General features: G+C 63.5%; 13 protein-coding genes. 6 read left to right on the top strand and 7 right to left on the bottom strand.

The features are described from left to right. Nucleotides 1-20 precede the first annotated feature (20 nt). The 4 genes from QRN70_RS12315 to dksA form a co-directional block, all read right to left on the bottom strand. Nucleotides 21-2,975, bottom strand: a complete 2,955-nt coding sequence (locus QRN70_RS12315) for a sensor histidine kinase (RefSeq protein WP_285418156.1) — start codon at nt 2,973-2,975, stop codon at nt 21-23. Next, on the bottom strand, nt 2,959-3,135 hold the full coding sequence (locus tag QRN70_RS12310) for a hypothetical protein (protein ID WP_003176118.1): 177 nt from the start codon (nt 3,133-3,135) through the stop codon (nt 2,959-2,961). Before QRN70_RS12310 ends, QRN70_RS12315 begins: the two co-directional genes overlap by 17 nt. A gap of 77 nt (nt 3,136-3,212) precedes the next feature. Beyond that, complete coding sequence (gluQRS, locus tag QRN70_RS12305) at nt 3,213-4,109, bottom strand: tRNA glutamyl-Q(34) synthetase GluQRS (RefSeq protein ID WP_285418154.1); 897 nt, start codon at nt 4,107-4,109, stop codon at nt 3,213-3,215. Between the two features lie 197 nt (nt 4,110-4,306). Then, nucleotides 4,307-4,750, bottom strand: coding sequence for an RNA polymerase-binding protein DksA (dksA, locus tag QRN70_RS12300; protein WP_285418152.1), 444 nt, complete (start codon nt 4,748-4,750; stop codon nt 4,307-4,309). Nucleotides 4,751-5,084: 334 nt separating this feature from the next. Here dksA and QRN70_RS12295 point away from each other — a divergent pair, with 334 nt between their 5' ends. Then, on the top strand, nt 5,085-6,257 hold the full coding sequence (locus QRN70_RS12295) for a pyridoxal phosphate-dependent aminotransferase (protein ID WP_285418151.1): 1,173 nt from the start codon (nt 5,085-5,087) through the stop codon (nt 6,255-6,257). After that, nucleotides 6,257-6,970, top strand: coding sequence for a DNA/RNA nuclease SfsA (gene sfsA / locus QRN70_RS12290; protein WP_285418150.1), 714 nt, complete (start codon nt 6,257-6,259; stop codon nt 6,968-6,970). The genes QRN70_RS12295 and sfsA overlap by 1 nt, the downstream gene beginning before the upstream one ends. On the opposite strand, the gene QRN70_RS12285 is transcribed toward sfsA, so the two are convergent. Beyond that, nucleotides 6,967-7,284: a Rieske (2Fe-2S) protein gene (locus tag QRN70_RS12285; protein WP_285418148.1), complete on the bottom strand. Its 318-nt coding sequence runs from the start codon at nt 7,282-7,284 to the stop codon at nt 6,967-6,969. The two genes, sfsA and QRN70_RS12285, sit on opposite strands and share 4 nt — an antisense overlap. Before the next feature lie 162 nt (nt 7,285-7,446). Between QRN70_RS12285 and QRN70_RS12280 the strand changes: the two genes are divergently transcribed. The 4 genes from QRN70_RS12280 to QRN70_RS12265 are packed head-to-tail and all read left to right on the top strand — an operon-like array spanning nt 7,447 to nt 10,986. Next, complete coding sequence (locus QRN70_RS12280; RefSeq protein WP_285418147.1) at nt 7,447-8,319, top strand: heme/hemin ABC transporter substrate-binding protein; 873 nt, start codon at nt 7,447-7,449, stop codon at nt 8,317-8,319. A 50-nt stretch (nt 8,320-8,369) separates the two neighbouring features. Next, complete coding sequence (locus tag QRN70_RS12275; RefSeq protein WP_285418558.1) at nt 8,370-9,353, top strand: FecCD family ABC transporter permease; 984 nt, start codon at nt 8,370-8,372, stop codon at nt 9,351-9,353. Further along, nucleotides 9,353-10,120, top strand: a complete 768-nt coding sequence (locus QRN70_RS12270; protein WP_285418145.1) for a heme ABC transporter ATP-binding protein — start codon at nt 9,353-9,355, stop codon at nt 10,118-10,120. The genes QRN70_RS12275 and QRN70_RS12270 overlap by 1 nt, the downstream gene beginning before the upstream one ends. Before the next feature lie 20 nt (nt 10,121-10,140). Then, a complete protein-coding gene (locus QRN70_RS12265) occupies nt 10,141-10,986 on the top strand; it encodes a ChaN family lipoprotein (RefSeq protein WP_285418143.1) in 846 nt (281 codons plus the stop codon). A 225-nt stretch (nt 10,987-11,211) separates the two neighbouring features. Here QRN70_RS12265 and QRN70_RS12260 read toward each other — a convergent pair whose 3' ends face one another. After that, nucleotides 11,212-12,003, bottom strand: coding sequence for a Crp/Fnr family transcriptional regulator (locus tag QRN70_RS12260; protein ID WP_285418141.1), 792 nt, complete (start codon nt 12,001-12,003; stop codon nt 11,212-11,214). A gap of 15 nt (nt 12,004-12,018) precedes the next feature. After that, on the bottom strand, nt 12,019-12,291 hold the full coding sequence (locus tag QRN70_RS12255; protein WP_285418139.1) for a TfoX/Sxy family protein: 273 nt from the start codon (nt 12,289-12,291) through the stop codon (nt 12,019-12,021). Nucleotides 12,292-12,430 lie beyond the last annotated feature (139 nt).

Below are 12,430 nucleotides of genomic sequence, written 5' to 3'. Positions count from 1 at the left end.
ATTCGATACTCTCGACGGTCTCAGTTCACAGCGGACGTCGCTTCGACATGACGCGGCAATGTCACCCGGATACGGGTGCCGCGCTGGCTCTGAACATCAGCCGGGCTGTCGATGGTGATTTGTCCATAATGCTCTTCAACGATGGAATAGACCAGTGCAAGGCCCAGTCCGGTGCCTTCGCCAGGATCCTTGGTGGTGAAGAAAGGTTCGAACAATCGGTCCATGATGTTCTTCGGAATACCGCTGCCTTCGTCCTCCACGATCAGGTCGACCGTGTGTTCGCCGGCTTCGCTCTTAACCCGCACCGCACTGCCGGCAGGCGAGGCGTCACGGGCGTTGGAGAGCAGGTTGATGAGTACCTGGGCGAGTCGCTGCGGATCGCCTTCGACCCAGTGATCGGGGTCGCACAGGTTGTAGAACTGCACTTCGAAATTGCGCCGGTTCAGTGCCAGCAGGCCAATCGCATCCTGGGCCACCTCGGCCAGACAGACGGGCTCGTCGCTGTGCTGATGGCTGCCGGCGTGGGCGAAACTCATCAGCGACTGAACGATGCGTGACACGCGCTTGGTCTGTTCGAGGATCTGCCCGCTGATTTCCGTCAGCTCGCCGTCTTCTTCGCGCTCCTCGCGCAGGTTCTGCGCCAGGCAGGCGATGCCGGTGATCGGGTTGCCGATTTCATGGGCGACGCCGGCCGCCAGGCGCCCGATGCTGGCCAGGCGCTCGGAGTGCACCAGTTTGTCTTCGAGCATCTGCGTTTCAGTGAGATCTTCGACCAGCAGCACCAGGCCGCTGTTGCCCGGTGCCAGCGGTTCGTCGATCGCCGCTTTGTGCAGGTTCAGCCAGCGGGTCTGGCCGTCGAGGGCCAGGTGCTGCTTGTGCAAGTGCTCGTCGGGCAGGTTGATGAAACCCTGCAACAGTTCCTTCCACGGATTGGCGATGGTGCTCAGGCGCGAGCCGACCACCCGTTGCGCGGCAATCCCGGTGAGTTCTTCCATGGCCTTGTTCCACATCAGAATCTCTTGATCCTTGGCCAGCGAGCAGACGCCCATCGGCAACTCCTGCAAGGTCTGGCGGTGGTAGCGGCGCAGGGCGTCGAGTTCGGCGGCCAGGCCTGTGAGGCGCGAGTGGTAGTCCTCGAGGCGGCTTTCGATGAAGTGAATGTCCTCGGTGACGTAGTTCTCACCGCCGGCCTTGTAGGGCAGGAAGGTTTCCACCATGTCCTGGGCCACGCTCGGGCCCATCAGGCCGGACAGGTTGGCTTCGATGCGGTCGCGCAGGCGACGCAAGGCGTACGGGCGGCGCTCGTCGAAGGGCAGATAAAGGTCGCGCAGGGCCTGCTCGACTTCTTTCTGTGCAGCCTTGGCGCCCAGTGGCTTGGCCAGTTGCGTGGCGAATTCCTGAGGCGAGGCCGCGTGCAGTTCGCGCCGTTGCGGGCGCCGTACGTTGTCCACCGCGCAGGCTTCGGCGGCTGACGCCTCCTCCGGACTGGCATTGGTGAACAGTGAGATCAGGGTGAACATCAATACGTTGGCTGCCAGCGAGGCAATGGCCGCCATGTGCCAGCTGGTGTCGTCGAGCACATAGATCATGTTCAGCAACGGAATGTAGAAGCCCTGCAGGTTGCCGACCAGCGGCAGCAGCATAGTCACTACCCACACCAGGATCCCCGCCAGCAGGCCGGCGATGAAGCCGCGGCGATTGGCGGTCGGCCAGTACAGTACCGAGAGCACCCCCGGCAGGAATTGCAAAGTGGCGACGAACGCGACGATGCCGAGGTTGGCCAGGTCCTGATTGGCGCCGAGCATCAGGTAGAAGCAGAAGCCGGCCATGATGATTGCCACGATCAGCGCCCGGCGAGTCCATTTCAGCCAGCGATAGATGTTGCCTTCGGCGGGAGGCTGATAGAGCGGCAACACCAGGTGGTTCAGCGCCATGCCCGACAGCGCCAGGGTGGTGACGATAATCAGGCCGCTGGCCGCCGACAGACCGCCGACGTAGGCCAGCAGGGCCAGCGGCTTGCTGTTGGCGGCAATGCCGATGCCCAGGGTGAAGTATTCCGGATCGGTGGTGGCACCGAGTTTCAGGCCGGCCCAGAGGATCAGCGGCACCGCCAGGCTCATCAGCAGCAGGAACAGCGGCAGCCCCCAGCTCGCACTGACCAGCGAGCGCGGGTTGAGGTTTTCGGTGAAGGTCATATGGTACATGTGCGGCATGACGATGGCCGAGGCGAAGAACACCAGCAGCAACGTGCGCCACGGGCCTTCCTGCAGCGGCGTATGCAGCGCGGCGAGGGCGGTCTGGTTCTGCAGCAGCCACAGTTCCAGCTGTTGCGGGCCGTCGAACACCCCGTACAGGGCGTAGAGGCCGACGCCGCCGAGGGCGACCAGTTTGATCACCGATTCGAAGGCAATCGCGAACACCAGGCCTTCATGTTTCTCGCGGGTGGCGATGTGTCGGGAGCCGAAGAAAATCGTGAACAGGATGATCAGTGCGCAGAACGCCAGGGCCACGCGGTTCTGCACTGGCTCGCCAGTGAGGATGCCGATGGAATCGGCCACGGCCTGGATCTGCAGTGCCAGCAGCGGCAGCACACCGATCAGCATGAAGATCGTGGTCAGCGCCCCGGCCCAGGTACTGCGGAAGCGGAAGGCGAACAGGTCGGCCAGCGACGACAGCTGATAGGTGCGGGTGATTTTCAGGATCGGGTAGAGCAGCACGGGCGCCAGCAGGAACGCGCCGGACACCCCGAGGTAACTGGAAAGAAAGCCGTAGCCGTACTGATAGGCCAGTCCGACCGTGCCGTAGAACGCCCACGCACTGGCGTAGACCCCCAGCGACAGGGTGTAGGTCAGCGGGTGGCGAATGATCGCGCGCGGGATCATGCCCCGTTCGCTGATCCAGGCGACGCCGAACAGCACCGTCAGGTACGCGGCGCTGACCAGGATCATCTGGGTCAGGCTAAAGCTCATCGGCATCTTTTTGGCTCTGCAGGATGAAGGTCACGACAATCAGGATCAGCCAGAGCAGATAAGGGCGATACCAGGCGCCCGTAGCGTCGATCCACCAATCCATGATGGCTGGGGAAAACAGGTAGATCCCCACGACCAGAAGCAGGACCAAGCGATAGATGTACATCCCGGCCTCTCTTTTTTATGCGCGTGCCCGAAAACGTGCGGCGATGGTAACGGATGGGCGCGCCACTGCAAGTGCCGTCATGCCAGTTGCGCCTCGGGCAGGGTCAGTGTGCGCGGGATCTGCGCCGCATCCCAGTGGCGGGTGCCCCAGGCCAGCAACTCTCGCGGCGAGGCGTGGGCCAGTTCGCTGCCCGGGTTTTGCCCCAGCGCACGCAGCGCCCGCAGCAACAGCGGCGTGGCCTGATCGGCGGCGAGCGGCGGCGAGCGGTAGGACTTGCCGAGCTTGTTGCCGTCCGGCTGGGTAATCAGCGGCAGGTGCAGGTAGCGCGGTTGGCGCAGGCCGAGCAATTCCTGCAGATAGAGCTGGCGCGGTGTCGAGTCGAGCAGGTCGGCACCGCGCACGATGTCGGTGATGCCCTGCCAGGCGTCGTCCAGCACCACCGCCAGTTGATAGGCGTAGAGCCCGTCGCGCCGGCGGATCACGAAATCGCCGACGTCGCGCCCCAGATGCTGGCGGAATTCGCCCTGCACGCGGTCGATGAAATGGTATTCCAGCTCGGGCACGCGCAGGCGGATCGCGGCGTCTTGCTGACCGTGCCCGGCATTGCGGCACAGCCCCGGATAAATGCCGTGGTACGCCTCCAGCTGTTTGCGCGAGCAGGTGCAGGCGTAGGCCAGACCGTGATTGAACAGGCTGTCGAGCACCTCGGCATAGGCGGCATGCCGGTCACTCTGACGCACCATCTCGCCATCCCACTCGAAGCCGTAGCTTTCCAGAGCCTTGAGGATGGCGGCCTGGGCGCCGGGCTCTTCCCGGGGCGGATCGAGATCTTCCATGCGCACCAGCCAGCGACCGCCGACCGCGCGCGCGTCGAGATAAGAGGCAAGCGCCGCAACCAGCGAGCCGAAATGCAGGTGGCCACTGGGCGTCGGGGCGAAGCGGCCGATGTAGGCGGAAGATGTTTTGGCAGTCATGGAAATGAAACTACTTTTCAGGCTATACGCAGGTCAACTGGTGGGAGCGAGCCTGCTCGCGAAAGCTCAGTGTCAGACGATTGAATGTTGAGTGACACACCGCTTTCGCGAGCAGGCTCGCTCCCACAAGGGCAAAAGGCAAAAGGCAGAAACAAAAACGGAGCGTTCGCACGCTCCGTTTTTCGATCAGGCCGGGATTACTTGCCGACCTGCTTTTCCTTGATTTCCGCCAGGGTCTTGCAGTCGATGCACAGGTCGGCGGTAGGACGGGCCTCGAGGCGCTTGACGCCGATCTCGATGCCGCAGGACTCGCACCAGCCGTACTCTTCGTCCTGGATCAGTTCGAGGGTCTTGTCGATCTTCTTGATCAGCTTGCGCTCGCGGTCGCGGGCGCGCAGTTCGAGGGCAAATTCCTCTTCCTGGCTGGCTCGGTCGGCCGGATCGGGAAAGTTGGCCGCTTCGTCTTTCATGTGATCAACAGTGCGGTCGACTTCCTGCATCAAGTCCTGTTTCCACTTGTTCAGGATCTTGGTGAAGTGCGCGCGCATGGGAGCGCCCATGTACTCTTCGCCCTCAGCCGGAACGTAAGGTTCGAAGCCGCTGATCGTCTGATGCTGCTGTTGCTTTGCTTGGGTGGGCATGAAATGGACCGCCTCTACTCTTGTAATCCATTGCGCAGGATTGCTCCATCACCGACACCTGCCGGCCCTGCGGCTGCAAGCGGGCGAACTTACCAGATCAATTCGACCCGCGCTACTCCCGGATGTCGAGCCCGCGGCCGGCGGTGCCTGCAAATGTTTGCCAAGCCGTGTCTGGCGGTGTTGGAGACCTGATCAATCACTGATTTTAGTCAATCCTGGAGTGTACGCTCGGTGCGTTACAGTCCAGCGTTCTTGAGGCTGTGACCATCGCGGGTTCTCGCGCGTTCCGGCAGATGGGTAGAATCGTTTCTTTTTCCCCGTTGAAGGAAAACCAATGGCTCAGCCCTACAGTGCGCGCAGTCGTGCGATCGAACCGTTCCATGTCATGGCGTTGCTGGCGCGGGCCAATGAATTGCAGGCTGCAGGCCACGACGTGATCCATCTGGAAATCGGCGAGCCGGACTTCACCACGGCCGAGCCGATCATTCGCGCCGGTCAGGCCGCGCTGACGGCAGGCAAGACCCGCTACACCGCCGCGCGCGGCATTCCCGAGCTGCGCGAGGCGATTTCCGCTTTCTATCAGCAGCGTTACGGCCTCAACATCGATCCACGACGCATTCTGATCACCCCCGGCGGCTCCGGCGCGCTGCTGCTGGCCAGTGCGTTGCTGGTCGACCCTGGCAAGCACTGGCTGCTGGCCGATCCCGGGTATCCGTGCAACCGCCACTTCCTGCGCCTGGTCGAGGGCGCGGCGCAGCTGGTGCCGGTCGGTCCGGACGTGCGTTATCAGCTGACCCCGGACCTGGTGGCGCGGCACTGGGATCACGCCAGCGTCGGCGCGCTGGTGGCTTCACCGGCCAATCCGACCGGTACGATCCTGACCCGCGACGAACTGGCGGGATTATCTGCCGCCATCAAGGCGCGCCACGGTCATCTGGTGGTGGACGAGATCTATCACGGCCTGACTTACGGCACCGATGCGGCGAGCGTGCTGGAAGTCGACGACAGTGCCTTTGTCTTGAACAGTTTCTCCAAGTATTTCGGCATGACCGGTTGGCGCCTGGGCTGGCTGGTGGCACCGGAGGCGGCGGTCGGCGAGCTGGAAAAACTCGCGCAGAACCTCTACATCAGCGCCCCGAGCATGGCCCAGCACGCGGCATTGGCCTGTTTCGAACCGGCCACCATTGCCATTCTCGAAGAGCGTCGCGCCGAATTCGGCCGCCGTCGCGATTTCCTGTTGCCAGCGCTGCGCGAGCTCGGCTTCAACATTGCCGTGGAGCCGGAGGGGGCGTTCTATCTGTACGCCGATATCAGCCAGTTCGGCGGCGATGCCTTCGCGTTCTGCCGACATTTCCTCGAAACCGAGCATGTCGCCTTCACCCCGGGGCTGGATTTCGGCCGTTATCAGGCCAGCCATCACGTGCGCTTTGCCTACACGCAAAATCTTGTGCGCTTGCAGGAAGCGGTGGAACGCATCGCCCGTGGCCTGAAGAGCTGGCAAGGCTGATGCGTTTTCATCCTCCTCTTGAAGAAGCGCGGCTGATTCGTCGTTACAAGCGTTTTCTCGCCGATATCGAAACCGTTAACGGCGAGTTGCTGACCATTCACTGTCCGAACACCGGTTCGATGCTCAATTGCCAGGTCGAGGGCGGGCAGGTCTGGTTCAGCCGCTCCAACGATCCCAAGCGCAAGTTGCCCGGCACCTGGGAAATCGGCGAAACCCCGCAGGGCCGGCTGTTCTGTGTGAACACCGGACGTGCCAACGCGTTGGTCGAAGAAGCCCTGCAGGCCGGGGTGATCAGCGAATTACGAGGGTTTACCGGGTTGAAACGCGAAGTGGCGTACGGCCAGGAAAGCAGTCGCATCGATTTCCGTCTCGAATATCCGAGCGGCCCGGCCTACGTGGAAGTGAAGAGCGTCACCCTGGGTTTCGACGGCACGCCAGTGGCGGCGTTTCCCGACGCGGTGACCCAGCGCGGCGCCAAGCATCTGCGTGAACTGGCGCATCTGGCCCGCGACGGAATTCGAGCGGTGCAGCTGTATTGCGTCAACCTCACGGGGATCGAAGCGGTGCGCCCGGCCGATGAAATTGATGCGGCTTACGCCGATGCGCTGCGCGAAGCCGTTGCCTGCGGGGTTGAAGTGCTGGCCTATGGCGTGCGCTTGAGCCACGAGGAGATACTCATCGAGCGCCGTCTCGACGTGCTGCTCAACGGCTAGACATCGATCCACAGCCCTTGCGCATCCTCGCGGCAAGGGATGGCCGTCAGCGCTTGGCCGGCGCAGGGGCCGGCGACGCATTCACCGTCCTCGATCAGAAACAGGGCGCCGTGGGTGGCGCACTGGATCAGGCTGTTGCTCGGGTCGAGAAACTGGTCGGGGTGCCATTCCAGGCCGACGCCGCGGTGCGGACAGCGGTTGCGGTAAACATAGGCCTGGCCGTTGCGACGCACGGCGAAGAGTTTTTCCCCGTCGATTTCGAAACCGCGGCTGCCGGCCTCGGCGAGATCGCTGCCCGCGCATAAATACTTCATGGCTATCCTCAACGCGCTGCACGTGTCCGGATATGTCCGAGCTTGACGTGCAAATGCAAACAATTATCAAATGGCCGCCTTCGCCCGCAGCGCGCCGACCGATGTCGAGGATACTTGGCCTGTCGTGTCGTTGCCCGGGAAAACCTTCAAGGAAGCTGTTCTATGCGCCTGATTACCCGCGTTGCTCTGCTGTGTGTCGGACTGTGCGTCAGCCACTGGGCGGCAGCGGCCGATTTGCCACAGCGCTGGGTCAGCGCCGGCGGCGCCTTGTCGGAATGGGTCAGTGAGTTGGGCGGCGCAGCGAAACTGGTCGGCGTCGATACCACCAGCCAGCATCCCGAAGCGCTGAAAGCGCTGCCCAGTATCGGTTATCAGCGCAGTCTGTCTGCCGAGGGCATTCTCAGCCTGCGTCCGGACATTCTGATCGGCACCGAAGAGATGGGCCCGCCGCCGGTGATTGCCCAGGTCAGGAATGCCAAGGTGCAGGTGGAGCTGTTCTCGGCACAGGCGGATCTGCCGACGCTGGGCAAAAACCTCAGCCACTTGGGCCGATTGCTGGGAGCCGAGGCCCAGGCCGAGCAACTTCTGCAACGTTATCAACAGCAGCTCGATGCGCAGCAGGCCCGCGTGGCCGAGGCGCAGAAACAGCAAAAAGCCCCGGGCGTGCTGTTGCTCCTCGGGCATGCCGGCGGCAAACCGCTGATTGCCGGCAAGGACACCGCTGCCGACTGGCTGCTGCAACGCGCGGGCGGGCATAACCTCGCCACGCATAGCGGCTACAAGCCGTTTTCGGTGGAGGCGTTGGCCGGTCTCGACCCCGAAGTGCTGGTGTTCGCCGACCGTGCGCTGACTGGCGATGCCGCCAAAACGGCGTTGTTCAAGGAAAACCCGATTCTCAACGCCAGTCGCGCGGCCAAGGCGGGCAGGGTGCTGGAGCTGGATCCGACCCTGCTGGTCGGTGGGCTCGGGCCGCGTTTGCCGGCGGCGCTGCAAACCTTGTCTGACGGTTTCTACCCGGCCCAGGGCGGCCAATGACGACGTTGATCAAACCCCGTGGCCTGTTTATTGGCCTGAGCCTTCTGTGCCTGGTGGCGATCTGGTTGTCGTTGGCGCTGGGGCCGGTCAGCCTGCCGCTGTTCGACACCCTGCGCGCGGCGTTGCGCCTGCTCGGCGTGCCGCTGGCGCAGGGCGGGCTGGAGCAGGCTGAGCTGATCCTCGGGCAGATTCGCCTGCCACGCACTTTGCTCGGTCTGGCGGTGGGCGGTGTGCTGGCGTTGTCCGGGGTGGCGATGCAGGGCCTGTTTCGCAATCCACTGGCCGATCCGGGGTTGGTCGGGGTGTCCAGCGGGGCCGCACTCGGCGCGGCGGTGGCGATTGTCGGCGGCTCGTTTTTTGGCGGTTTGCCGCAGTGGTTCGGGCCGTACCTGTTATCGGTCTGCGCGTTTCTCGGCGGGCTTGGTGTGACGGCGCTGGTCTATCGCTTGGGTCGACGCAACGGCCAGACCAACGTCGCCACCATGCTGCTGGCGGGGATCGCCCTGACCGCGCTCGCCAGCTCGGCCGTGGGCCTGTTCACCTATCTGGCGGACGACGCGACCCTGCGTACCCTGACATTCTGGAACCTCGGCAGTCTCAATGGCGCCAGTTACGCGCGGTTGTGGCCGCTGTTGATCATCAGCGCTGGCGTGGCACTGTGGTTACCGCGCCGGGCCAAGGCCCTGAATGCGCTGTTGCTCGGCGAGTCGGAAGCCGGGCACCTGGGCATCGCTGTCGAGCGGCTCAAGCGTGAGCTGGTGTTCTGCACCGCGCTGGGTGTCGGCGCGGCAGTCGCGGCGGCGGGCATGATCGGCTTCGTCGGGCTGGTGGTGCCGCACCTGGTGCGCTTGCTGGCCGGGCCGGATCACCGCGTGCTGTTGCCAGCCTCGGTCCTAGCCGGCGCAAGCCTGTTGCTGCTGGCCGATCTGGTGGCGCGCCTGGCGCTGGCCCCGGCCGAGTTGCCGATCGGTATCGTCACCGCGTTCATCGGTGCACCGTTCTTCCTTTATCTGCTGCTGCGAGGGCGTGCCTGATGCTGCGCGCGCACAACCTGCACATCCGCCGCGGCCGCAAGACCGTCCTGGCCGACGTCAGTCTGCAACTGGAGCCGGGCGAAGTCCTCGGCGTGCTCGGGCCGAACGGTGCCGGTAAAAGCACGCTGCTCGGCGCGTTGTGTGGTGAATTGGCCGCCAGCGAGGGGGAAATCCTCCTCGACGGGCAGGCCTTGCAGCACTGGACCGGGGCGCAGCGTGCCCAGCGTCTGGCGGTACTGCCGCAGGTATCGACCCTGGACTTCGCCTTTCGCGTCGAAGAAGTCGTGGGGATGGGGCGCCTGCCGTGGCAGAGCGGGCGGGTGCGCGACGAGGACATTGTTGCCGCCGCATTGCGCGCCGCCGACGCCGGCCACCTCGCTGGCCGCAGCTATCTGGCGCTGTCGGGCGGGGAGCGCCAGCGCGTGCATCTGGCGCGAGTGCTGGCGCAACTCTGGCCAGGGCAGGCCGGGCAGACCCTGCTGCTCGACGAACCGACGTCGATGCTCGATCCGCTGCATCAGCACACTACCCTGCAGGCGGTGCGCGCGTTCGCCGACCGTGGCGCATCGGTGCTGGTGATCCTGCATGATCTGAATCTGGCGGCGCGCTATTGTGATCGTCTGTTACTGCTCGAGGGCGGGCGGCCGGTGGCTCTGGATACACCGCAACGGGTGTTGCGACCGGACACGCTGAAGGCAGTGTTCAGTCTGGAAGTGTTGGTGCAGTCGCACCCGGAGCGTGGGCATCCGCTGATCATCGCCCGCTGATCGATCTCGGAGGTGAACGCATGCGTCGGATTGTCCTGTTGGTGATGTTATGGCTCGGCGGCTGTCAGTCGGTCGCGCCACCCCCGGTCGCGGGTGACATTCGCGACTTGCGCAGCGGCGAAACCATCAGCGCCGGGCAACTGCTCGAGCGCCTGGGCCAACCGGCGCAGGTCATTGTCGGCGAACAGCACGACAACGCCGATCATCATGCCGTGGAGCTGTGGTTGTTACAGCACCTTGGCGAACAGCGGCCTCAGGGCAGCCTGCTCCTGGAAATGCTGATACCCGCGCAACAGTCACGGGTTGACCAAGTGCGGCACGCGCCGTTGCCCAGCGACCTTGCCAGCGCGCTCGCCTGGCAGGATGGCTGGGACTGGAACCTGTACGGACCGATTGTCCGTTTCGCCCTGGCACAACCCTATCCGCTGCTGGCGGCCAACCTCGACAACGATGAAATTCACGCCTTTTACCGCCAGCCGCCGGTCTTGAGCGGGGCGCGCAGCAATGCCGCGTCGGTGCAAACCGAACTGCTGGGGCAAATCAGCGACGCGCACTGCGGCCTGTTGCCGTCATCGCAAATGCCGGCGATGGTCGCGGTGCAGCAACAGCGCGATCGGCGCATGGCGACGCGTTTGCTCGCGGCGCCGGCCCCGGCCATCCTGCTGGCCGGCACGTTTCACGCGCGAAAGGATGTCGGCGTGCCGCTGCATGTGCTGGATCTCGGCGCGGCTAACGCGCCAACCGTGCTGTTGCTGGCGCAGCAAGGCAGTCAGGTCACGTCGGCCATGGCCGATTACGTCTGGTTCACACCGGCGACGCCGGCCAGGGATTACTGCGCGGAGATGCGCAAACAGTTCGGCAAATGAGTTTTCCACAGGCAAAAAAAGACCCGGTAAAAACCGGGTCAAATAACCGTGATTAGCCTGATGAGGAGATAATCTGAGAGTCCGAACCAAGGGCTTTTCAGAATATCGACTGATCTCGCGACCAGTTGTGATAATCATAGCGATTCTCATTAGCAAGTCAACAGCTGTTTTTTCATCGCTGCGTCTTTGCTGGGCAAATGGCGCAAATGCCCCCTGATTCGGGATTCAATCGATGTTGTTGGAGGCCGCAAGCTGTCTGTTCAGCTGATCGATGCGCCGCGCCATGCTGTCGATCAGGCTATGGGCGATTTTCGGGTTGGTGCGGGTCATGCTCAGAAACTGATCGCCGGGAATCAACATCAGCGTGCTCGGTTCGCGAGCGATCACCGTGGCATTGCGCGGCTCGCCGGTGAATACCGCCATCGCGCCGAAGATCTCGTCGCGGGGCACTTCGCCGACCTTGTGGCCGTTGACGAACGCCTCGGCATGCCCCTCGATGATCACGAACACGTGATCGGCCAGATCGCCCTGGCGGATCAGTACAGCGCCTGCCTCAACGCGTTTGAAGCCATTTGTACTGCGAAATTCGCGCGGCTTGAACTCGGCCACGGCGTGCGCCAGCAATGCCATCTGCCCCAGCAGATAAGCGGCAAACCGTTCGGCCCGAAGCGGATCCGCATACATATGTTGAAACAAATCACTGCGCAGAAACGGCGTCAGGCGCAGCGGACCGTCGCTGCGCAGATGGCAATCGGCCCATTCCGGCCCCTGCTGCAAACCGAGCAGATCGCCTTCCTGCCAATAAAACAGCGCCCGGCCAGCGAAGCTGCCATTGATCACGCCGTCGCTGACCAGGAACAGCCGATCGGGCGACAAGGCTGTCGACAGATCTTCACTCGCCGCCAGCTCCAGCACCGGGCCGCAAGGCGCAAGACCTGCCAGGCACTGCGGCGGCAGGCTCTGCAAGCGATTGATCAGTGCGTCGGCAGACGCCGATTGTTCCCCGAGAAGGTACATGGCGGCAGTGCCCGTTCAGGTTTTATGGCGAGAGGAAATGGCTTCCAGCTGTTTGTTCAGGGCGTCCTTGCGCTCGGCGGGGATGTCGTTCCAGTGCACATCCATCAGGGCGCCCTCGATCGCGTACAACAACACCTTCGACGCCCGAAACCCGCGGGTACGCACGGCCCGGTAGGCATCCACCGCGCCCAGGCGCCGCAGGTCCGAGGCGCTGTGGATGCCCACGGCATGCAGCCACTGCGCCGACGTCTTGCCAAGATTCTTCAGGTGTTGCAGTTCATCATTCATCAAGCCTCCTTGCGACGGCCGAATGGTGCGTGGGCGAGCTTCTCAGGAGTGTAGCCATCAGTAGGAAAAGCGTGGTTGTTTGGTCGGATTAGACGCAAACGCTACTAAGAAAGGGGCTGCGAGCGCAGAAAGGAGGGAA

The organism is Pseudomonas sp. efr-133-TYG-5, assembly GCF_030209175.1.
Classification (GTDB): domain Bacteria; phylum Pseudomonadota; class Gammaproteobacteria; order Pseudomonadales; family Pseudomonadaceae; genus Aquipseudomonas.
Note: the sequence above shows the minus strand (reverse complement) of the source record. Positions and strands in the feature narration are given on the sequence as shown.